Source organism: Nocardioides sp. (assembly GCF_964229035.1).
Classification (GTDB): domain Bacteria; phylum Actinomycetota; class Actinomycetes; order Propionibacteriales; family Nocardioidaceae; genus Nocardioides.
In genome coordinates this window covers 1-19840 of record NZ_CAXRAZ010000038.1, presented here as the reverse complement: position 1 = coordinate 19840, position 19840 = coordinate 1, and the positions used below count along the sequence as shown (strand labels likewise).

General features: G+C 72.8%; 21 protein-coding genes and 1 pseudogene. 15 read left to right on the top strand and 7 right to left on the bottom strand.

Features of this window, described 5'->3' with window-relative positions; translation table 11 throughout:
• Position 1 precedes the first annotated feature (1 nt).
• Both tal and tkt read right to left on the bottom strand, forming a co-directional pair.
• Positions 2-1108: a transaldolase gene (gene tal / locus ACERUN_RS12395; protein WP_370290299.1), complete on the bottom strand. Its 1107-nt coding sequence runs from the start codon at positions 1106-1108 to the stop codon at positions 2-4.
• An 87-nt stretch (positions 1109-1195) separates the two neighbouring features.
• Entirely contained in the window at positions 1196-3232 is a 2037-nt protein-coding gene (gene tkt / locus ACERUN_RS12390) for a transketolase (RefSeq protein ID WP_370290369.1), read from the bottom strand.
• A 236-nt stretch (positions 3233-3468) separates the two neighbouring features.
• On the opposite strand from tkt, the gene ACERUN_RS12385 reads away from it, so the two are divergent.
• Positions 3469-4428, top strand: coding sequence for a heme o synthase (locus ACERUN_RS12385; protein ID WP_370290298.1), 960 nt, complete (start codon positions 3469-3471; stop codon positions 4426-4428).
• Between the two features lie 71 nt (positions 4429-4499).
• Here the strand turns inward: ACERUN_RS12385 and ACERUN_RS12380 are convergent, their stop codons facing one another.
• Genes ACERUN_RS12380 through ACERUN_RS12370 form a run of 3 tightly spaced genes read right to left on the bottom strand, consistent with a single transcriptional unit; the run spans position 4500 to position 7140 of the window.
• Positions 4500-5423, bottom strand: a complete 924-nt coding sequence (locus tag ACERUN_RS12380) for a heme A synthase (RefSeq protein WP_370290297.1) — start codon at positions 5421-5423, stop codon at positions 4500-4502.
• Positions 5424-5431: 8 nt separating this feature from the next.
• Positions 5432-6214, bottom strand: a complete 783-nt coding sequence (locus tag ACERUN_RS12375; protein WP_370290296.1) for an ABC transporter permease — start codon at positions 6212-6214, stop codon at positions 5432-5434.
• Positions 6211-7140, bottom strand: a complete 930-nt coding sequence (locus ACERUN_RS12370; protein WP_370290295.1) for an ABC transporter ATP-binding protein — start codon at positions 7138-7140, stop codon at positions 6211-6213. Before ACERUN_RS12370 ends, ACERUN_RS12375 begins: the two co-directional genes overlap by 4 nt.
• A 118-nt stretch (positions 7141-7258) precedes the next feature.
• Between ACERUN_RS12370 and ACERUN_RS12365 the strand changes: the two genes are divergently transcribed.
• Both ACERUN_RS12365 and ACERUN_RS12360 read left to right on the top strand, forming a co-directional pair.
• The gene (locus tag ACERUN_RS12365) at positions 7259-7615 is read left to right on the top strand and encodes a hypothetical protein (RefSeq protein ID WP_370290294.1); all 357 of its coding nucleotides are present in this window, start codon (positions 7259-7261) and stop codon (positions 7613-7615) included.
• Positions 7615-8031, top strand: coding sequence for a hypothetical protein (locus ACERUN_RS12360; RefSeq protein WP_370290293.1), 417 nt, complete (start codon positions 7615-7617; stop codon positions 8029-8031). The genes ACERUN_RS12365 and ACERUN_RS12360 overlap by 1 nt, the downstream gene beginning before the upstream one ends.
• A 23-nt stretch (positions 8032-8054) precedes the next feature.
• On the opposite strand, the gene ACERUN_RS12355 is transcribed toward ACERUN_RS12360, so the two are convergent.
• The gene (locus ACERUN_RS12355) at positions 8055-9350 is read right to left on the bottom strand and encodes a hypothetical protein (RefSeq protein WP_370290292.1); all 1296 of its coding nucleotides are present in this window, start codon (positions 9348-9350) and stop codon (positions 8055-8057) included.
• Positions 9351-9438: 88 nt separating this feature from the next.
• On the opposite strand from ACERUN_RS12355, the gene ACERUN_RS12350 reads away from it, so the two are divergent.
• From ACERUN_RS12350 to ACERUN_RS12305, 10 genes are all read left to right on the top strand, one after another.
• Entirely contained in the window at positions 9439-10329 is an 891-nt protein-coding gene (locus ACERUN_RS12350; RefSeq protein ID WP_370290291.1) for an alpha/beta fold hydrolase, read from the top strand.
• Between the two features lie 140 nt (positions 10330-10469).
• Positions 10470-11183, top strand: a complete 714-nt coding sequence (locus ACERUN_RS12345; protein ID WP_370290290.1) for a helix-turn-helix transcriptional regulator — start codon at positions 10470-10472, stop codon at positions 11181-11183.
• The gene (gene sufB / locus ACERUN_RS12340) at positions 11180-12598 is read left to right on the top strand and encodes a Fe-S cluster assembly protein SufB (protein WP_370290289.1); all 1419 of its coding nucleotides are present in this window, start codon (positions 11180-11182) and stop codon (positions 12596-12598) included. The genes ACERUN_RS12345 and sufB overlap by 4 nt, the downstream gene beginning before the upstream one ends.
• A complete protein-coding gene (gene sufD, locus ACERUN_RS12335; RefSeq protein ID WP_370290288.1) occupies positions 12595-13764 on the top strand; it encodes a Fe-S cluster assembly protein SufD in 1170 nt (389 codons plus the stop codon). The genes sufB and sufD overlap by 4 nt, the downstream gene beginning before the upstream one ends.
• Entirely contained in the window at positions 13761-14096 is a 336-nt protein-coding gene (locus ACERUN_RS12330) for a non-heme iron oxygenase ferredoxin subunit (protein WP_370290287.1), read from the top strand. Before sufD ends, ACERUN_RS12330 begins: the two co-directional genes overlap by 4 nt.
• Positions 14093-14851 (top strand): Fe-S cluster assembly ATPase SufC, encoded by a 759-nt coding sequence (sufC, locus tag ACERUN_RS12325; RefSeq protein ID WP_370290286.1) that lies wholly within the window; start codon positions 14093-14095, stop codon positions 14849-14851. Before ACERUN_RS12330 ends, sufC begins: the two co-directional genes overlap by 4 nt.
• A 99-nt stretch (positions 14852-14950) precedes the next feature.
• Positions 14951-16216, top strand: coding sequence for a cysteine desulfurase (locus ACERUN_RS12320; protein ID WP_370290285.1), 1266 nt, complete (start codon positions 14951-14953; stop codon positions 16214-16216).
• Positions 16216-16692, top strand: a complete 477-nt coding sequence (gene sufU, locus ACERUN_RS12315; RefSeq protein ID WP_370290284.1) for a Fe-S cluster assembly sulfur transfer protein SufU — start codon at positions 16216-16218, stop codon at positions 16690-16692. Before ACERUN_RS12320 ends, sufU begins: the two co-directional genes overlap by 1 nt.
• Positions 16689-17102: a metal-sulfur cluster assembly factor gene (locus tag ACERUN_RS12310; RefSeq protein WP_370290283.1), complete on the top strand. Its 414-nt coding sequence runs from the start codon at positions 16689-16691 to the stop codon at positions 17100-17102. Before sufU ends, ACERUN_RS12310 begins: the two co-directional genes overlap by 4 nt.
• A 10-nt stretch (positions 17103-17112) precedes the next feature.
• Positions 17113-17547 carry a hypothetical protein gene (locus ACERUN_RS12305; RefSeq protein ID WP_370290282.1) on the top strand — a complete coding sequence of 145 codons (435 nt, stop codon included), beginning with the start codon at positions 17113-17115 and terminating at the stop codon, positions 17545-17547.
• On the opposite strand, the gene ACERUN_RS12300 is transcribed toward ACERUN_RS12305, so the two are convergent.
• Complete coding sequence (locus tag ACERUN_RS12300; protein ID WP_370290280.1) at positions 17522-18544, bottom strand: SMP-30/gluconolactonase/LRE family protein; 1023 nt, start codon at positions 18542-18544, stop codon at positions 17522-17524. The genes ACERUN_RS12305 and ACERUN_RS12300 overlap by 26 nt on opposite strands.
• Before the next feature lie 86 nt (positions 18545-18630).
• Here ACERUN_RS12300 and ACERUN_RS12295 point away from each other — a divergent pair, with 86 nt between their 5' ends.
• Entirely contained in the window at positions 18631-19263 is a 633-nt protein-coding gene (locus tag ACERUN_RS12295) for an acVLRF1 family peptidyl-tRNA hydrolase (protein WP_370290278.1), read from the top strand.
• A gap of 118 nt (positions 19264-19381) precedes the next feature.
• A pseudogene (locus tag ACERUN_RS12290) lies at positions 19382-19840 on the top strand (hypothetical protein); the annotation flags it as partial.

The window sequence follows — 19840 nt, the reverse complement described above, 5'->3', positions numbered from 1 at the left end:
CTCAGCCCTCGGCCTTGTCCATCTGCGCCTGGACGGTGGCGACCAGCTCGGTCCACGACACCTGGAACTTGTCCACGCCCTCGGTCTCGAGACCGGCGAAGACGTCGTCGAGGTCGACGCCGACCGCGGCGAGCGCGTCGAAGACCTCCTGGGCCTCCGTGCCGCGGCCGGTGACCTGGTCGCCGCGCACCTCGCCGTGGTCGGCCATCGCCTGCAGCGTCTTCTCCGGCATGGTGTTGACGGTGTCGGCCACGACGAGGTCGGTGACGTAGAGGGTGTCGGGGTAGTCGGGGTTCTTGACCCCGGTGGAGGCCCACAGCGGGCGCTGGGCGTGTGCGCCCGCCGCCGCCAGCGCCTGCCAGCGCTCGGAGCGGTGCACCTCCTCGAACGCCGCGTAGGCGAGCCGGGCGTTGGCCACGGCCGCCTTCCCGCGCAGCGCGAGCGCCTCGTCGGTGCCGATGGCCTCCAGGCGCGTGTCGATCTCGGTGTCGACGCGGGAGACGAAGAACGAGGCCACCGAGCAGATCGTGGACAGGTCGGTGCCGGCCGCCTGCGCCTGCTCCAGGCCGGTGAGGTAGGCGTCCATCACCGCGCGGTAGCGCTCCACGGAGAAGATCAGCGTGACGTTGACGCTGATCCCGGCGGCGATGACGGCGGTGATCGCCGGCAGGCCCGCCGGCGTCGCGGGGATCTTGATGAGCGCGTTGGGCCGGTCCACCGCCGCCCAGAGCCGCTGCGCCGAGGCGATGGTGGCCTCGGTGTCGTGGGCCAGGGTCGGCTCGACCTCGATCGAGACCCGGCCGTCCTCGGCGGTGCGCGCCGCCACCGGGGCGAGCACGTCGCAGGCGTCGCGCACGTCGGTGGTGGTGAGGTCGAAGATCACCCGGTCGACGTCGGCGCCGTCGGCCACGAGCTCGCGCACCTGGGCGTCGTAGCGCTCCCCGTCCGCGATCGCGCCGGCGAAGATCGTGGGGTTGGTGGTGACGCCGACGACCGAGCTGTGCGCCACGAGGTCGGCCAGGTTGCCCGTCTCGAGCCGCTCACGCGACAGGTCGTCGAGCCAGATGGACACGCCCGCGTCGGCGAGCGCCTTGAGTCGATCGGTCATGGGGTCCTCCTGGATCGGCGGGGATCGATCGGACCGGCCCGGTCGGGGTGGTCCGGTGGTGGGCGCTGCCGGGTGCGGCGGCGGGGATCAGGCTCGGGCCGTTCCGGCGGCGGCGAGGGACTCGTGGGCGGCCGCGACGACGGCGTCGGTGGTGATCCCGAACTCGGTGTAGAGCCGGGCGTAGTCGGCCGACCCGCCGAAGTGGTCGATCGAGACGATGCGACCGGCGTCGCCGACGTACTCGCGCCAGCCCTGGCGCACCCCGGCCTCGACCGAGACCCGGGCCCGCACGGCCGGCGGCAGCACCTGCTCGCGGTAGGCGGCGTCCTGGGCCTCGAACCACTCCTGGCACGGCATCGAGACCACGCGGGCGGCGACGCCGTAGGCGGCGAGACGCTCACGCGCCTCGACGGCCAGCTGCACCTCCGAGCCGGTGGCGATGAGCACGACGTCGGGGGTGCCCTCGGTGTCGAGCAGCACGTAGGCGCCGCGGGCGACGTCGTCGGTGCCGGCGAAGCCGTCCTCACCGCGCGGGAAGACCGGCACGTTCTGGCGGGTCAGCGCGAGCGCGGCCGGCCGGTCGGTGTGCTGGAGCAGGGTGAGCCAGGCCGCCGCGGTCTCGTTGGCGTCGGCGGGGCGGATGACGTCCAGGCCGGGCATGGCGCGCAGCGCGGCGAGGTGCTCGACCGGCTGGTGGGTGGGGCCGTCCTCGCCCAGACCGATGGAGTCGTGGGTCCAGACGTAGGTGACCGGCACCTGCATCAGGGCCGCGACGCGCACGGCTCCGCGCATGTAGTCGGAGAAGGTCATGAACGTGCCGCCGAAGACCCGGGTCAGGCCGGTGACCGCGATGCCGTTCATGATCGCGCCCATGGCGTGCTCGCGGATGCCGAAGTGCAGCACGCGGCCCTGGAGGGGGTCGGTGGTCCAGTCGTGGGTCGTGCGGGCCACCGGGCCGACCGACGGCACGCCGCTGATCGTGGTGTTGTTCGACCCGGCGAGGTCGGCCGAGCCGCCCCAGAGCTCGGGCATCAGCGGGGCGAGGGCGTTGATGACCTTGCCCGACGCCGAGCGCGTGGCCACGCCCTTGGCGTCGGCCGCGAAGGTCGGCAGCGCCTCGGCGGCGCCCTCGGGCAGCTCGCCGGACTTCAGCCGGTGCAGCAGCCGCTCCTTGTCGGGGTGGGCGTCCGCCCAGGCCCGGTAGCGCTCGTCCCAGGCGGCGCCCGCGGCGGCGCCCCGCTCGCGCAGCGCACGGGTGTGGGCCAGCACGTCCTCGGGCACCTCGAAGTGCCGCTCGGGGTCGAAGCCGAGCACCTTCTTGGTGGCCGCCACCTCCTCGGCGCCCAGGGCGCTGCCGTGGGCGGCCTCGGTGCCCTGCGCGTTGGGCGCAGGCCAGGCGATGATCGTGTCGAGCACGATGAGCGAGGGCCGGTCGGTGACCTCGCCGGCCGCGCGGACGGCGTCGTACAGCGCCGGCACGTCCTCGCGGTAGGTGGTGCCGCCGTGGGTCCAGTCGACGTACTGCACGTGCCAGCCGTAGGCCTCGTAGCGGGCGCCGACGTCCTCGGTGAAGGCGATGTCGGTGTCGCCCTCGATGGAGATCTTGTTGCGGTCGTAGATGACCGTGAGGTTGCCGAGCTGCTGGGTGCCGGCGATCGAGGAGGCCTCGCCGCTCACGCCCTCCTGCAGGTCGCCGTCGGAGCACAGGACGTAGACGTGGTGGTCGAACAGCGACTCGCCCTCGGCGGTGTCGGGGTCGAGCAGGCCGTGCACGCGGCGGGCGGCCATCGCCATGCCGACGGCGTTGGCGACGCCCTGGCCCAGCGGGCCGGTGGTGACCTCGACGCCCGCGGTGTGGCCGTACTCGGGGTGGCCCGGGGTCAGGCTGCCCCAGGTGCGCAGCGCCTCGAGGTCGGCCAGCTCCAGGCCGAAACCGCCGAGGAACAGCTGAGTGTAGAGAGTGATGCTGGAGTGGCCGCAGGACAGCACGAAGCGGTCGCGGGCGATCCAGGCGGGGTCCGCGGGGTCGTGGCGCATCACCTTCTGGAACAGCAGGTAGGCCGCGGGGGCCAGGCTCATCGCCGTGCCGGGGTGGCCGTTGCCGACCTTCTGCACGGCGTCCATCGCCAGCACGCGGGCGGTGTCGACCGCCCGCTCGTCCAGCGGGGTCCAGTCCAGGGAGGGGGTGGTGCTCACGAGGCTCCTTCGGGGGCGCCGTAGTGGTGGTGGCACGACGAGTGCAGGGTCACACCCCTCGAACCGCGGGCTCACCCCGACCGTATCGGTTCCGAGCGGTAGACTCACACCGACTCCCGCCGTGGGCACGCCACCGCGGGGAACGATGAAGGGCGAGGACCCAGGTGACCTACGTCGGTGAGTCACGTCCCGTCGCGCACGAGGGCTCTCCGCAGCCTGCGCCGACGCCGGACCCCACCCGTGTGCGCGACGTCGTCGCGGCCTACGTCGGGCTCACCAAGCCCCGGGTGATCGAGCTGCTGCTGCTCACCACCGTGCCCGTCATGTTCTTCGCCGAGCGCGGGGTGCCCGGCCTCGGGCTGGTGCTCGCCACCGTCGTCGGCGGCGCGCTGTCCGCCGGCTCGGCCTCGGCCTACAACTGCGTCTACGACCGCGACATCGACGAGCAGATGCGCCGCACGCGTCGTCGGGCCCTCCCGCGCCACGTCGTCACCCCCGGCGCCGCGCTGGTGTTCGCCACCGTCCTGGGCGTGGTCTCCACCGTCGTGCTGGCGGTCTGGGTGAACCCGCTGTCGGCCGCGCTGTCGGTCGGCGCCAACGCCTTCTACGTCTTCGGCTACACGATGCTGCTCAAGCGCCGCACCACGCAGAACATCGTGTGGGGCGGCCTCGCCGGCTGCTTCCCGGCCCTGATCGGCTGGACGGCCGTCACCGGCGAGCTCGCCTGGACCCCGGTCGTGCTGTTCCTCGTGGTGTTCTTCTGGACCCCGCCGCACACCTGGGCGCTGGCCCTGCGCTACCGCGAGGACTACGCCAACGTCGACGTCCCGATGCTGCCGGTGGTCAAGCCGGCTGCCGAGGTCGGTCGCCAGATCGTGCTCTACAGCCTGGTGATGGTCGCGACCTCGCTGGCGCTGTGGCCCGTCGCCTCCACCGGCTGGGTCTACCCCGCGGTGGCCCTGGTGCTCGGCGCCGTCTTCGTCCGCGAGGCCGTGCTCATGTGGCGCCGGGCCCGTGGCACCGAGGACCTCTCGATCATCCAGCCGATGCGGCTGTTCCACCACTCCAACCTCTACCTCTCGCTGCTCTTCGTCGCCGTCGCCCTGGACCCGCTGCTCTTCTGAGCTCGCGGTTAGTTGCGACATCACCCCGGCGACCACGGCGGGCCCAGCGAGGGACGTCGGCGGCCGCGCGGTCAGTGCGTGAGGGCCTCGGGGCGGGTGTCGCGCTCCTCGGTGAGACCGGGGAGCGTCGGGTCGGGCGGCAGCGCGACCACCAGGACGGCCCGGGTGAGGACGGCGGAGAGGACGGCTGCGCCGAGCAGGTGGGCGGCGACCAGGGCCTCGGGCAGGTCGGTGTAGTACTGCACGAACCCGATGACGCCCTGGCCGAGCTCGACACCGAGCAGCACGAGCGCGGCCGAGCGCGCCCGCCGGTCGCCGACCAGGACGGTGGCGAAGACCAGCCCGATCGAGAGCCCGACCAACAGGAATACCACGTCGGCGTGCAGCTGGCTCATCGCCGCCGGGTCGAGGCCGTTGCGGGGGGCGTTCTCGTCGCCCGCGTGGGGGCCGCTGCCGGTCACGACGGTGCCGATGTAGAGCACGACCCAGCCGACGCCGAGCGTCGTCCAGGCCAGCCCGGGCAGGGGGCCGCGGCGCCAGGTGGCGCCCGGATGGTCGAGTCGGTGCAGGAAGAGCACGGCGACGCCGATCATCCCCATCGAGAGCATCAGGTGCAGCGAGACGATCCACGGGTTGAGGTCGGTGAGCACCGTGATGCCGCCGATCACGGCCTGGAACGGGACTCCCAGTGCGAGGATCAGCGCGAGGCGGCGCAGGTCGCGGCGCCCGGTGCGCCAGGCCGCCACGAACGTCGCGACCGCGACGGCGGTGAGCACGAAGGTCAGCATCCGGTTGCCGAACTCGATGGCGCTGTGGAACTGCAGCTCGCCGTGGGGGGTGAAGCTGTCCTCGGTGCAGCGCGGCCACGTGGGACAGCCGAGCCCGGAGCCGGTGAGCCGCACCGCGCCGCCGGTGACGACGATGCCGATGTTCGCCACGATGCTCGCCCACGCGAGGATCCGGACGGAGCGGGACGGGGTCAGGGCCTCACGCATGTGACGTGTCACTCCCAGGAGAAGGTGCGGGCGGTGATGGCGGTGCCGATGCCGGCCCAGCCGAACAGGACGAACAGGTCGCGCCACGGCAGGTCCCCGGCGCCCAGGGCGGCCCGCATCGCCTCGCCGAGCGCGCCCGAGGGCAGCCACTGCACGACGTCGCCGAAGCCGCCGTAGGCGGTGGCGGGCAGCACGACGGCGCCGCCGGCCATGAGCAGCAGGTAGACCAGGTTGGCCGCGGCGAGGGTGGCCTCGGCGCGCAGGGAGCCGGCGAGGGCCAGGCCCAGCGAGGCGAACGCGGAGGTGCCGGCCGCGAGCGCCAGCAGCGCGCCGAGCACGGACACGTCGGGGTCCCAGCCCAGCAGCAGGCCGACCGTGCCCACCACGAGGATCTGCAGGACCTGCACCCCGAGCAGCGCGAGCACCTTGCCGGCCAGCAGCCCGGTGCGCGAGAGCGGGGACGCGCCGAGTCGCTTGATCACGCCGTAGCGGCGCTCGAACCCGGTCGCGATCGCCAGGGAGGTGAACGAGGTCGACATGACCGCCAGCGCGAGCACGCCGGGGGTGAACGTGTCGACGTCGTAGGACAGGTCCACCCGTTCGGCGCCGCGCACACCGCCGACGAGCACGATCACCGGGATGACGACGGCGATGAGCAGCTGCTCGCCGTTGCGCAGCAGCAGACGCGACTCCATCGAGGCCTGGGCGAGCACCTGGCGCAGGCGGGGGGCGCTCCCGGGCCGGGGCGCGAAGGTGCCGGTGCCGGCCGGGGCGGTGAGCTCGCTGGTCATCGGGTGCCTCCGGTGAGGTCGAGGAAGACGTCCTCGAGGTTGCGCTGGCCGAGCACGAGCGACTCGGGCAGGACGCCCTGCTCCTCGCACCAGCGCGAGACCGTGCCGAGGGTGCCGGGGTCGGCGGGACCGGCGATCACCATCGACAGCGCGTCGAGCTGGGTGACCTGGACGCCGACGCCGAGCGCGTGGGCCAGCGACTCGGGGGCCCCCGGCGGGAAGGGCTGGGTGACGACGAGGCGGATGGTGGCCACGGTGCCGCCACGGGTGAGTTCCAGCGGCGTGCCCGAGGCCACGAGCCGGCCGTGGTCGACGATGTGCACCCGGTCGGCGAGCCGCTCGGCCTCGTCCAGGTAGTGGGTCGTGAGGACGACGGTCACGCCATCGGCGCGCAGCTCCTCGAGCAGCTCCCACACGGTGCGGCGCACGGCCGGGTCCAGGCCCGCGGTCGGCTCGTCGACGAAGACCAGCTCCGGTCGGCCGACCAGTGCCATCGCCAGCCCGAGGCGCTGCTGCTGCCCGCCGGAGAGCCGGCGGTAGGGGGTGCGGCCGCACTCGGCCAGCCCGAGCCGCTCGACGAGGGCGTCGACCGGCAGCGGGTGGGCGTGCAGCTTCGCGACGTGGCGCAGCATCTCCACCGCCCGCACCCCGCTCCACGCGCCGCCGCTCTGCAGCATCACCCCGATCCGCGGCAGCAGCTCGCGGCGCTGGGCCACGGGGTCCAGCCCGAGCACGCGGACCGTGCCGGCCTGGGCGCGTCGGTAGCCCTCGCAGGTCTCGAGGGTGGTGGTCTTGCCGGCGCCGTTGGGCCCGAGCACCGCGGTGATGGTGTGGGCGGGGACGTCGAAGGAGAGGCCGTCCACGGCCGTCTTCGCGCCGTAGCGCATCACCAGGCCCTCGACGAGGACCGCAGGTGAGGAGGTCACTTCCTCAGTGTAGGGAGCGCCGGACACCCCGACGGACGACGGGGCGGCCGCGGACCTGTGAGGACCCCCACCCCTCGGGGGCGGGGGACGGCCCCGCACGACGCACTAGGTTGGCACGGTGATCGATGTCCTGACCTGGGCGGTCCTCGCCCTCGGCGCGGTGACGCTGGTGGTGCTCGGCGTCGCGATCGTGCGCGACGAGGAGCCGCAGGACCGCACCTTCGCCCTGCTCGCCGCCTACGAGGTGCTGCTGCTGGTGCAGCTGGTCGTGGGGTGCGTGCGACTGGCCGGGCTGGAGCGCGACATCGAGGGCACGGTGTTCGTGTCCTACCTCGTCACGGTCGCGCTCGCGCTGCCGGTGGGTGCGTTCCTGACCCTGGCCGAGCGCACCCGCTGGGGCACGGTGCTCCTGGGGGTCGCGGTGCTCACCGTGATGGGCCTGGAGCTGCGCCTCGACCAGGTCTGGAACGCCTGATGGGCGCCGTCGAGCCGGCCCGCGGCCCCGCCACCCTCTCCTCGGGACCGGGACGGGTGCTCGTGTTCACCTACGGGCTGTTCGCGGTGGCCGCCACGGGCCGGTCACTGCTGCAGCTGGGCACCGATCCGGGCCGGGCGCCGTTCGCCTACACCCTCTCGACGGTGGCCGCGGTGCTCTACCTGGTGGCCACGACGTGTCTGCTGCTCGGCGGGCTGCGGGCCTGGCGCGTGGCGGTCGTGGCGTGCGGCATCGAGCTGGCCGGGGTGCTGGTGATCGGCACGCTCTCCTACGTCGACACCGCGCTGTTCCCGGACAAGACCGTGTGGTCGCACTTCGGGCAGGGCTACGGCTTCCTGCCGCTGCTGCTGCCGTTCCTCGGCCTGGCCTGGCTGCGCACCACACGCCCGGACTGAGGCGGGCGCCACCCGCACGCCGGTCAGCGGTGCCGGTGGTGGATCGGCGCGGCGTCGAGGGTGCGGGCCACCCCGCCGATCTGGGCGGGCACCGGGCGCGGCCGCGCCGTCCAGCCGGGCTCCAGGTCGTGGGCGCCGAGCAGGCGGACCAGCGACGTCGCCATCGCGGTGAGGGCGAACGGCTGGGCCGGGCAGGTGTGGCGGCCGTGACCGAACGCGGTCACCAGCTGCGGGTCCGCGAGCGTGGGGGAAGCCACGCGGTGACGGTCCCAGCGCTGCGGCCGCCAGGCGGCGAGCTCGGCCGCCTGGTCGGCGGGCAGGCCGTCGGCGAGCAGGGGCAGCAGGGTGGCGACGGTCCACCCGGGCGGCACCTGCCAGCGGGTCGTGCCGTCGTCCAGCTCGATCGGGGCGAGCACCGTGCGGGCCATGATCGAGCGCTGGGCGAGCCGGGTCGACTCGAGGGCGGCCCGTGCCGCCAGGCCGGCGTCGCCGGGCGCGACCCGGGCCGCCTCGTCGGGGTGCTCGAGCAGGTCCACCAGCGCCCACCCGAGCGCCGCGTGCAGGTTCGACATCGAGGCGACGTGCAGCAGGGCGACGTCGAGCCCGACGCCGGTGCGTCGCGCAGTGGGCTCGGCGTCGTCCCACGCGCCGCGGATCCGCCCGAACAGCCCGGCCCGCCCGTCGGCGGGCACGGGCAGCCCGGCCACGAGGTCGACGATCTCCTCCAGCGCCGCCTCCTCCGCCGCCCGTCCCGACGCCGCGACGGCCGCCATGGCGTCGGGATGCACGAACGCGTCGGCGCCGTCGAGGGCGTCGAAACACGCGACCAGCCGGTCGAACACCGCCCCGCGGGTCGCGGCCTCCCCGGCCCAGCACGCCAGCCCGAGCCGGTGCCCCAGACGCCGCGTCAGCGCGAAGGCGTCCACGGTGCCGGCGCCCTCGAGCTCGGCCTCGGTGTGGTCCAGCGCCGCCTCGAGCGCGGTGAGGTAGCCGGCGACGTCGTCACGGCGGAACAGGGTGCCGGGCAGGGTCCGGCGGTCGGCGAAGATCCGGTCGGGCAGCTTGCGCCGCAGCATCGACCAGTCCGCCACGCCCTTGCTGGCCTCCTCCTCGCGCAGGGCGTAGAAGGAGGCGACGCCGACGGGGGAGAAGGTGAACAGGTAGCGCTCGGCGTCGGCCACGAGCGCGAAGGTGTCGCCGCACTCGCGCCGGGCGGCGGCGATCTCGGCCACGGCGTCGTCGACCGGCCGGTGCCAGGGCAGCCCGCGCGTGGTGAGCGGGGGCGCGGGACGCACGGTCGGGGCGGCGGGAGCGGGCACGGGCCGATCGTGGCAGCCGAGCGCCCCGGCGGGAAGGGGCCGGACGCGGGGGTGGCGGTCCCGGTGGCGGTGGGGCAGGCTCGCGGACATGGCGGAGCCGCTGGTCGTGACGTGTCCCGACGGTCGGAGCCTGGAGGTGCTCCTCGGGGGTGTCGCCGACCCCGACGCGCCGGTGCTCGTCCACCACCACGGCACCCCGCAGGCGGCCCACCCGTTCACGCTGCTCGACGACGCCGCCGTCGCCACCGGTCTGCGGACCGTGTCGTTCTCCCGGCCCGGTTACGGCCGGTCGACGCCGGCGCCCGCGCCCCGACCGGTGGCCGACGGCGTCGCCGACACCCTCGCGGTGCTCGACCACCTCGGGATCGGGGAGTTCGTGACCCTCGGCTGGTCGGGCGGCGGTCCGCATGCCCTCGCGTGCGCGGCGCTGGCCGCGCCCCGGTGCCGGGCGGCCACCTCCGGGGTGGGCGTGGCGCCGCACGTCGGGTTCCCGGGCGACTTCCTGGCCGGGATGGGGGAGGAGAACCTGGTCGAGTTCGGCGCGGCGTTCCGGGGCGAGGAGGCGCTGCGGGCGCTGCTGGAGGAGTGGCGGCCCGGCTTCCTCGGGCTCACCGGCGCCGACGTCGTGACCTCGATGGGCGACCTGCTGCCCGAGGTCGACCGGGCGGCGCTGACCGGAGAGCTGGCCGAGGAGCTGGCGGCGACCTTCCGACACGCCGTCGCGGCCGGCGTCTCCGGGTGGCTGCACGACGACCTCGCGTTCGTCGCGGAGTGGGGCTTCGACCCCTCCGACATCGCGGTGCCCGTCGCGATCTGGCAGGGACTGCTGGACCGCATGGTGCCGCTCGCGCACGCGGAGCGGCTCGCCGCGCTGATCCCGCACGCCCGGGTGCATCTCACCCCGGAGGAGGGGCACCTCTCCCTGCTCCACCGGCTGCCGGAGATCCTGGCCGAGCTGCGGGCGCTCGCCGGCCTGTGACCGGACGTCGGGGGTGAGCACGCCACCCCCACTGACCTGCGACGATGCGTGTCCGGAGCGGTCGACGGGGCGGTGCAGGCGGGTTAGGTGACCCTTCCTTGAAGCCCCCGATCCATTAACGGCACACTGGTGTTGTGGAAATGGCCCCGGGAAGCGACGAGTCGACGCGCCAGCGCGTCGTCCGCGCGATCCTGGTCAACGGCCCCTCCACCGCGGCCTCGCTCGCCGAGCAGCTCGACCTCACCCCCGCCGCCGTGCGGCGCCACCTCGACCAGCTCGTGGCCGAGAGCGCGTTGGAGGCCCGCGACCCGGCCTCGCGCGGGAGTCGCGGCCGTGGTCGCCCCGCGAAGGTCTTCGCCCTCACCGACGCCGGCCGCCAGCGCTTCGAGCAGCAGTACGACGACCTCGCGGTCCAGGCGCTGCGGTTCCTCGCCGAGACCGGCGGGGAGGAGGCCGTGCGGCTCTTCGCCGAGCGTCGCGTGGCGTTCGTGGAGGAGCGGTTCGCCGAGGTCGCCGACGCCCACCCCGACCTGCGCCCGGCCGAGGTGCTGGCGCGGGTCTTCACCGACCAGGGCTACGCCGCGGCCGTACGCGAGTCGCCGGTGGGCGACCAGCTGTGCCAGCAGCACTGCCCGGTGTCCCACGTCGCCCACGAGTTCCCCCAGCTGTGCGAGGCCGAGACGGCCGCGATCAGCCGGGTGCTCGACACCCACGTGCAGCGGCTCGCGACCATCGCCCACGGCGACGGCGTGTGCACCACCTGCATCCCCGATCCCGGTCGCGCCAGCGGCCTGCCCCCGGTCGCGGCCACGCGATCGTCGTCCACCACGAAGAAGGAGAAGGTCGCTCCATGACCTCCATCGAGGACCTCAACCCCGAGCTCAAGGGCATCGGGCGCTACGAGTTCGGCTGGGCCGACCCCGACGTCGCCGGTGCCGAGGCCCAGCGCGGTCTGAACGAGGCCGTCGTGCGCGACATCTCGTCGAAGAAGAGCGAGCCGGACTGGATGCTCGACCTGCGCCTGAAGGGCCTCAAGCTCTTCGGTCGCAAGCCCATGCCCACCTGGGGCTCGGACCTCTCGGGCATCGACTTCGACAACATCAAGTACTTCGTGCGGTCCTCGGAGAAGCAGGCCCAGAGCTGGGAGGACCTGCCCGAGGACATCAAGAACACCTACGACAAGCTCGGCATCCCGGAGGCGGAGAAGCAGCGCCTGGTCGCCGGTGTCGCCGCGCAGTACGAGTCCGAGGTCGTCTACCACTCCATCCGCGAGGACCTCGAGGCCCAGGGCGTGCTGTTCCTCGACACCGACACCGCGCTGAAGGAGCAGCCCGAGCTGTTCCAGGAGTACTTCGGCACCGTGATCCCGGTGGGCGACAACAAGTTCGCCGCGCTCAACACCGCCGTGTGGTCGGGCGGGTCGTTCATCTACGTCCCCAAGGGCGTGCACGTCGACATCCCGCTGCAGGCCTACTTCCGGATCAACACCGAGAACATGGGTCAGTTCGAGCGGACGCTGATCATCGTCGACGAGGACGCCTACGTGCACTACGTCGAGGGCTGCACCGCCCCGATCTACTCCTCGGACTCCCTGCACTCCGCGGTGGTCGAGATCATCGTGAAGAAGGGCGGCCGCTGCCGCTACACGACCATCCAGAACTGGTCGAACAACGTCTACAACCTCGTCACCAAGCGCGCGGTCTGCGAGGCCGGCGCCACGATGGAGTGGGTCGACGGCAACATCGGCTCCAAGGTCACCATGAAGTACCCGGCCGTCTACCTCATGGGCGAGCACGCCAAGGGTGAGACCCTGTCCATCGCCTTCGCCGGCGAGGGCCAGCACCAGGACGCCGGCGCCAAGATGGTGCACGCCGCCCCCCACACCTCCTCCTCGATCCTGAGCAAGTCGGTGGCGCGCGGCGGTGGCCGCACCTCCTACCGCGGCCTGATCCAGGTCAACGAGGGCGCCCACGGCAGCAAGTCCAACGTGCTGTGCGACGCGCTGCTGGTCGACCAGATCAGCCGCTCCGACACCTACCCCTACGTCGACATCCGCGAGGACGACGTCGCGATGGGTCACGAGGCCAGCGTCTCCAAGGTCTCCGACGACCAGCTCTTCTACCTCATGTCCCGCGGCATGGAGGAGGACGAGGCCATGGCGATGATCGTGCGCGGCTTCGTCGAGCCGATCGCCAAGGAGCTCCCGATGGAGTACGCCCTGGAGCTCAACCGGCTCATCGAGCTGCAGATGGAAGGGGCGGTCGGGTGAGCGCCCCCACCCTGGACCCCGCCACGACCGATCCCGATCGCGTCGAGAGCCACCTCCACAGCGCCCCCAGCTACGAGCTGGACCAGCACCCCGCCCCCACCGGGCGCGAGGAGATCTGGCGCTTCACCCCGCTCAAGCGACTGGGCGGCCTGCTCGACGACGTCGCCGCCACCGGTGAGCTCCAGCTGGAGGCGCACCTGCCCGAGGGTGCCACGTGGCGCGAGGTGGACGCCGTCGACGCCGTGGCGCTCGCCGGGCTGCCCCCGCTGGACCGCCTGGGCGCCCTGGCCGCCAAGCACGCCCCGAAGGTGGGCGTGCTCGAGGTGCCCGCCGACACCGAGCTCGCCGAGCCCATCCGCGTGCGCGCGGTCGGCACCGGCACCGAGGCCGGGGTCGCGGAGCACACCGTCATCCGCATCGGTCGCCACGCCCGCGCCCAGCTCGTGGTCGAGGACGCCGGCTCGGCGCACTACAACGAGCTCGTGCAGGTCGTCGTCGAGGACGGGGCCTCGCTGGACCTGATCTCGATCTACGACTGGGCCGACGACGCCGTGCACACCGCGCAGGTCAACATCACCGTGGGTCGCGACGCCACGGTGCGCAACGTCGAGATCACCTTCGGCGGCGACGTCGTGCGCACGAGCACCAACGTCACCTACGCCGGCCCCGGCGGCTCCTTCGAGGGTCTCGGGCTCTACTTCGCCGACGCCGGGCAGCACATCGAGCACCGGCTCTTCGTCGACCACAACGCCCCCAAGACCTCCAGCAACGTCATCTACAAGGGCGCGCTGCAGGGCGAGAAGGCGCACACGGTGTGGATCGGCAACGTGCTCATCCGCAAGGTCGCCGAGGGCATCGAGACCTACGAGGAGAACCGCAACCTGGTGCTCTCCGACGGCTGCCAGGCCGACTCCGTGCCCAACCTGGAGATCGAGACCGGCGAGATCGAGGGGGCCGGCCACGCCTCGGCCACCGCCCGCTTCGACGACGAGCAGCTGTTCTACCTGCGCGCCCGCGGCATCTCCGAGAAGGAGGCCCAGCGCCTGGTCGTGCACGGGTTCTTCGACGACCTGATCCGCCGTGTCGGCATCGAGTCGGTCGAGGAGAAGCTGCGCGCCACCGTCGAGGCCGAGCTGGCCAAGAACGTGCTCAAGGAGCTCGCGTGAGCTTCACGCGCGCCTGCGCCCTGGCCGACATCCCCTCCGACGAGGGGCTCGCGGTCGACCTCGGGTCCGTCACCGTGGCGCTGGCCCGCGACGGCGACGACGTCTACGCGCTGCAGGACCTGTGCAGCCACGCGGCGGTCGCGCTGAGCGAGGGCGAGGTGTCGGGTTGCCAGATCGAGTGCTGGCTGCACGGCTCCCGCTTCGACCTGCGCACCGGCAAGCCCACCAACTTCCCGGCGACCGAGGCGGTCGCCACCTTCCCTGTCGAGCTCCGTGACGGCGATGTGTACGTCGACGTGGAGACCACCCTGAACGGAGTCAACCCCGCATGAGCACGCTTGAGATCAAGGACCTCCAGGTCTCCGTCGACACCGAGGACGGTGCCAAGGAGATCCTCAAGGGCGTCACGCTGACCATCCGGTCCGGTGAGACCCACGCGATCATGGGCCCCAACGGCTCGGGCAAGTCCACCACCGCCTACTCGATCGCCGGGCACCCCAAGTACACCGTCACCGGCGGCGAGGTGCTCCTCGACGGCGAGAACGTGCTGGAGATGAGCGTCGACGAGCGCGCCCGCGCCGGCCTCTTCCTCGCCATGCAGTACCCGGTCGAGGTGCCCGGGGTGTCGATGGCCAACTTCCTGCGCACCGCCAAGACCGCCCTCGACGGCGAGGCCCCCAAGCTGCGCACCTGGGTCAAGGACGTCAACGGCGCCCTGGACCGGATGAAGCTCGACCCCGCGTTCTCCGCGCGCTCGGTGAACGAGGGCTTCTCCGGCGGTGAGAAGAAGCGCGCCGAGATCGCCCAGCTCGACCTGCTCGACCCGAAGTTCGCGATCCTCGACGAGATCGACTCCGGCCTCGACATCGACGCCCTCAAGGTCGTCTCCGACGGCATCAACGCCTACGCCGGTCGCGACGGCAAGGGTCTGCTGCTCATCACCCACTACACCCGCATCCTGCGCTACGTGAAGCCCGACGTCGTGCACGTCTTCGTCGACGGCCGCGTGGCGGAGTCCGGCGGCCCCGAGCTCGCCGACGAGCTCGAGGCCAACGGCTACGAGCGCTTCACCCCAGCGACGCGATGAGCAGCCCTGGGCGGTGTGGTCGTCGCTCGACGGCCCGCTCCGCCTGACGGACCCCGCTCGTCCGCCCCACCCCCGTCACCACCGAGAAGAGGAACACCGATGGACGGCCTGCTGCCTGAGCTGGCGGTGATCCGCAAGGACTTCCCGATCCTCGAGCGCACGCTCGCGGGCGGGCAGCCGCTGGTCTACCTCGACAGCGCGAACACCTCGCAGAAGCCGCAGGTGGTGATCGACGCGATGGTCGACCACCTCGAGCGTCACAACGCCAACATCGCCCGCGCCATGCACCAGCTGGGCGCGGAGTCGACCGAGGCGTTCGAGGCCGGCCGCGACCAGGTCGCGGCCTTCCTCGGGGCGCCCGAGCGCGACGAGGTGATCTTCACCAAGAACGCCTCCGAGGCGCTCAACCTCGTGGCCAACACCCTGGCCTGGGCGGGTCCGCGCCAGGTCGGTCCGGGCGACGAGGTCGTCATCACCGAGATGGAGCACCACTCCAACATCGTGCCGTGGCAGCTGCTCACCCAGCGCACGGGCGCGACGCTGCGGTGGTTCGGTCTCACCGAGGACGGTCAGCTCGACCTGTCGACGATCGACGACCTCATCACCGAGCGCACGAAGGTCGTGGCCTTCACCTGGGTGTCGAACATGCTGGGGACGATCAACCCGGTCGCCGAGCTCACCCGACGGGCCCACGAGGTCGGCGCGCTCGTCGTCGTCGACGCCTCGCAGGCCGCACCCCACCTCCCGATCGACCTGGCGGCGATGGAGCCGGCCGAGCGGCCCGACGTGCTGGTCTTCACCGGCCACAAGGTCGTCGGCCCCACGGGCATCGGGGTGCTGTGGGGCTCGCGCGCAGTGCTGGAGGACCTCCCGCCGTTCCTCGGCGGCGGCGAGATGATCGAGACCGTCCGGATGGAGTCCTCGACCTACGCGGGCATCCCGCACAAGTTCGAGGCCGGGACGCCGCCGATCGTCGAGGCCGTGGGCCTGGGGGCCGCGGTCGACTACCTGCGCCACGTCGGCCTGGACCGGATCCGCGACCACGAGCACGCCCTCACCGCCTACGCCCTCGAGGGGCTGGCCGGGGTGCCCGGGCTGCGGGTCCTCGGCCCCACCTCGGCCGAGGGCCGGGGCGGCGCGATCTCCTTCGAGCTCGACGGTGTGCACCCCCACGACATCGCCCAGGTGCTCGACGTGCGCGGCATCGCGGTGCGCGCCGGCCACCACTGCGCCCGGCCCGCCCACGCCCGCTACGGCGTGCAGTCCTCCACGCGGATGTCGTCCTACCTCTACACGACGCCCGCCGAGATCGACGCGCTCGTGGACGCCCTGCACTACACCCGCTCCTACTTCAAGGTGGGCTGATGGACCTCGACAGCCTGTACCAGGAGATCATCCTGGACCACTACAAGAACCCCCACGGCAAGGGCCTGCGCGGCACCGCCGACGACGCCGGCACCGCCGAGGTGCACCACGTCAACCCGACCTGCGGTGACGAGGTGACCCTCCGGGTCCACCTGCGACCCACCGACGCGGGTCCCGTGGTCGACGACGTCTCCTACGACGCCCTCGGCTGCTCGATCTCGCAGGCCTCGGCCTCGGTGCTCTACGACCTCGTGGTCGGCAAGCCCGTGGACGACGCCCTCGCGGTCCACCAGGAGTTCCTCACCCTCATGCAGGGCAAGGGCGCGGTGGAGCCCGACGAGGAGGTGCTGGAGGACGGCATCGCCTTCGCCGGCGTGGCCAAGTTCCCCGCGCGTGTGAAGTGCGCGCTGCTGTCGTGGATGGCATGGAAGGACGCGACGGCCCAGGTGGTCGCCGCAGGAGGAGAGAACCGATGAGCGAGCACACCCACGACCACACCCACGCGGTCGACACCAGCGACCTGCCCGACGTCCCCGAGGCGAGCGGCCTGGCCGCGGCGAGCAGCAACGCGTCGTCCTCGGTGGCGCTGGCCGACGTGGAGGAGGCGATGAAGGACGTCGTCGACCCCGAGCTCGGCATCAACGTCGTCGACCTCGGCCTGGTCTACGGCATCCACGTCGACGAGGGCTCCAACGTCGTGCTCGACATGACGCTGACCTCGGCCGCCTGCCCGCTCACCGACGTCATCACCGACCAGACCAACTCCGCGCTGGAGGGGCTCGTCAACGACGTGGCCATCAACTGGGTCTGGATGCCGCCGTGGGGACCCGACAAGATCACCCCCGACGGTCGCGAGCAGCTGCGCGCACTCGGCTTCAACGTCTGAGCCCTCGCCGATGACCGACCTCGACGGCCCTGCCGGGGCCGACGGCCCCGCCGACGAGCCGCGGGTCCGGGCCTTCTGGGAGGTCGCCAAGCGTCATGCCAAGCTGGGGCGGATGCCGGGCTGGTTCGGCCCGTCGGCCCTCGAGTCGGTGCCGCCCCCGGCCTGGTCGCTCGGCTTCTCGCGTGGTGAGGCCGACGAGAGCTTGGCTGCGCTCCTGGAGCGGGGCTCGGTCGTGATCGAGGTGGCCGTGTCGGACTACGCGGGCGAGGCCCTGCCGTGCGTCGGCACGCTCGGCATCGTGCTGGACGGCGCCGACGAGCCCCGGGCGCTCGTGGCGACCGGGGCTGTCGACGTGCTGGGCGACCGGGTGGTCGAGCGGATCGACCTGCTCTACCCCCGGCCGCCCCGCCGATCGGGCGTCAGCGACCTGCTCGCACCTTGGTGACGTCGTACGTCGTGCTCGGCGTCGCCGGCGTCGTGAAGCGGGCGTTCGGCAGGTAGAGCGAACCGCCGAAGCGCGCCACCGTGGTCGGCACGTCGAAGCGCGGCGAGGTGATCGTGCGCACCAGCGTCGCCGCCGTCCCCGCACGGTTCAGCCGCAGCACGGCGATGCGGTTCAGCCTGTTCTGCACCGCGAAGAGGGTGCGCCCCTCGCGCAGCAGACCGTCGCCGTTGGTCAGGGTGGCGCCGCGAAGGTCGACCGTGCGGGCCACGCCGGTGGCGGGGTTGACCCGGTACAGGTTCCCGTTGCTGGAGTTCACCACGAGCAGCGCTCGGCCGTCGGGCGTGGTGGTGATGCCGTTGGCGTTGTTGCCCTCGCCCTGCACCCAGTCGCCGCGCAGCGGCAGTGTGGTGAACGAGGTGGCCGGGCGACCGTCAGAGGCCCGCTTGACGCGGTAGAGCTGCGGGCGGGCGGAGTCGGTGAACCAGGCCGAGGTGCGGGTCAGGATCACGTCGTTGACGAACGACGGCGCCGCGCTGAAGGCGAAGTCGCGGACGACGCGCCCCGTGCGCTGGTCGACGACCCGCGCGGTGCCGGCGGTGCCGCCGGCCACGTACAGCAGGCGGCGTCCGTCGGTCTTGAGCCCGACGGACGGAGTGCCGGGGCCCTGGCTGATCACGCGGCCGCGGCCGGTGCGCAGGTCGAGGCGGTAGATGTCGCCGTCGGCGCGGGATCCGAGGTACGCCTTGCCGCCCGGGGCGATCGTGATGCCCTCCGGCTGGAAGCCGTTCGGGAGCGGCAGCGAGGCCGGGTAGGGCTTCGGAGCCCGCGATCCGGCGTCGGCAGCGCTCGAGGAGGCGCTGCCCGCGATGGTGGTCGCGGCGGCGGGTGCGGCGGTGCTCGGCGGGGCGAGGAGGGTCGCCCCGGTGGCCACGGCTGCGGCAGCGAGCGAGAGGCCGCGGACGAGGCTGCCGCGGCGGCGGCGATCATGACGGGTCATTGGAAGAACCTCCCGAGTGGGTGATGGTCGTCCCCATCGACGGTAGCCAGCGGGTGGGTGCCCCCTGCGGCCGATAGGTTCGCGTCATGAGCGAGCCGGTCGTCGTCCTGGTGCCGGGGGAGCGGTGGGCACGCTGGTCGGAGAACTTCGCGAGCCGCCACGGCGCCCCCACCCTCAGCGTGGACGGCGGCGCTCTCGTCGGTGTCGCCGCCGACGGGTCGCGCTTCGCCGCTCGACTGCCCTTCGGCGGCCGCTACGACGGTGCGGCTGACGGCGCGGGACTGGTGGCAGCCATCGCGCGTCCCGAGCACTGGGGCGTGCTGCTGGTGCGCCGCGGCGGCTTCGCGATCGCGCGTCTGGAGGGCGCCCGGATCGTGGCCTCGAAGGTCGGGCAGCGCCACGTGCAGGGGCGCACCAAGGCCGGCGGTCAGTCGCAGCAGCGCTTCGCGCGGCGCCGTGACAACCAGGCCCGCGCGGCCTTCGAGGCCGCCGCCGAGCACGCCGTCACCGTGCTCGGCCGCGGTGGTGCGGGAGTCCCGGAGTTGCCGGTGGTGACCGGCGGCGACCGGGCTGCGGTGGCCGACGTGCTCGACGACACGCGGCTCAGCCACCTGCGTCCGGGCGGTCATTGGTTCGCCGTCCCCGACCCGCGGCGCGCGGTGCTCGATGGGGTCGTCGAGCAGTCGGTGCACCTCGTCGTGCAGCTCGAAAACGCCTGACGGTTCGTCCAGGCGGGCTGTGAGGTGCCTCGCGGTGCCGGGGATCCGTCGTGCGGGTTGTGCACAGGGTCCGCTCGGTTCGGGTCATTGTGTCGGGGGTGGTTGCCACCATCTTGGTATGACTCTCGGGATCGGTAGCGGACCAGGTGAACCTCCTCCGGACGACGGGCCGGCGCCGCCTTTCGACGGTCTCGACACGGGGGCTGCGTTGGCGGTGATCCGTGGTGAGCAGGCCATCCGGCAGGTATCGGAGGTGCGGGAGTGGCAGGCGGTGGTGGTGTGGGCCGAGGCCAACCTGCACGACGCCCGCCCGGTTGATGCGGTGGGTGTGGAGGCCTCGCTCGACACCGGCATCAGACTGGCCGGTGAGGGTGCGCCGTTGGTCTCGGAGTTCGCGGTCGTGGAGCTCGCTGCCGCGTTGGGTCGCGGGGTGGCTTCGGCGAAGAACCATGTCGGGCGGGTGCTGGAGTGCGCCTGGCGCCTGCCGCGTGTGTATGCGGCGGTGGTGGCGGGGCGGTTGGCACCCTGGCGGGCGGCGCGGATCGCGGACCACACGGCCGCGCTGAACGCTGAGGCG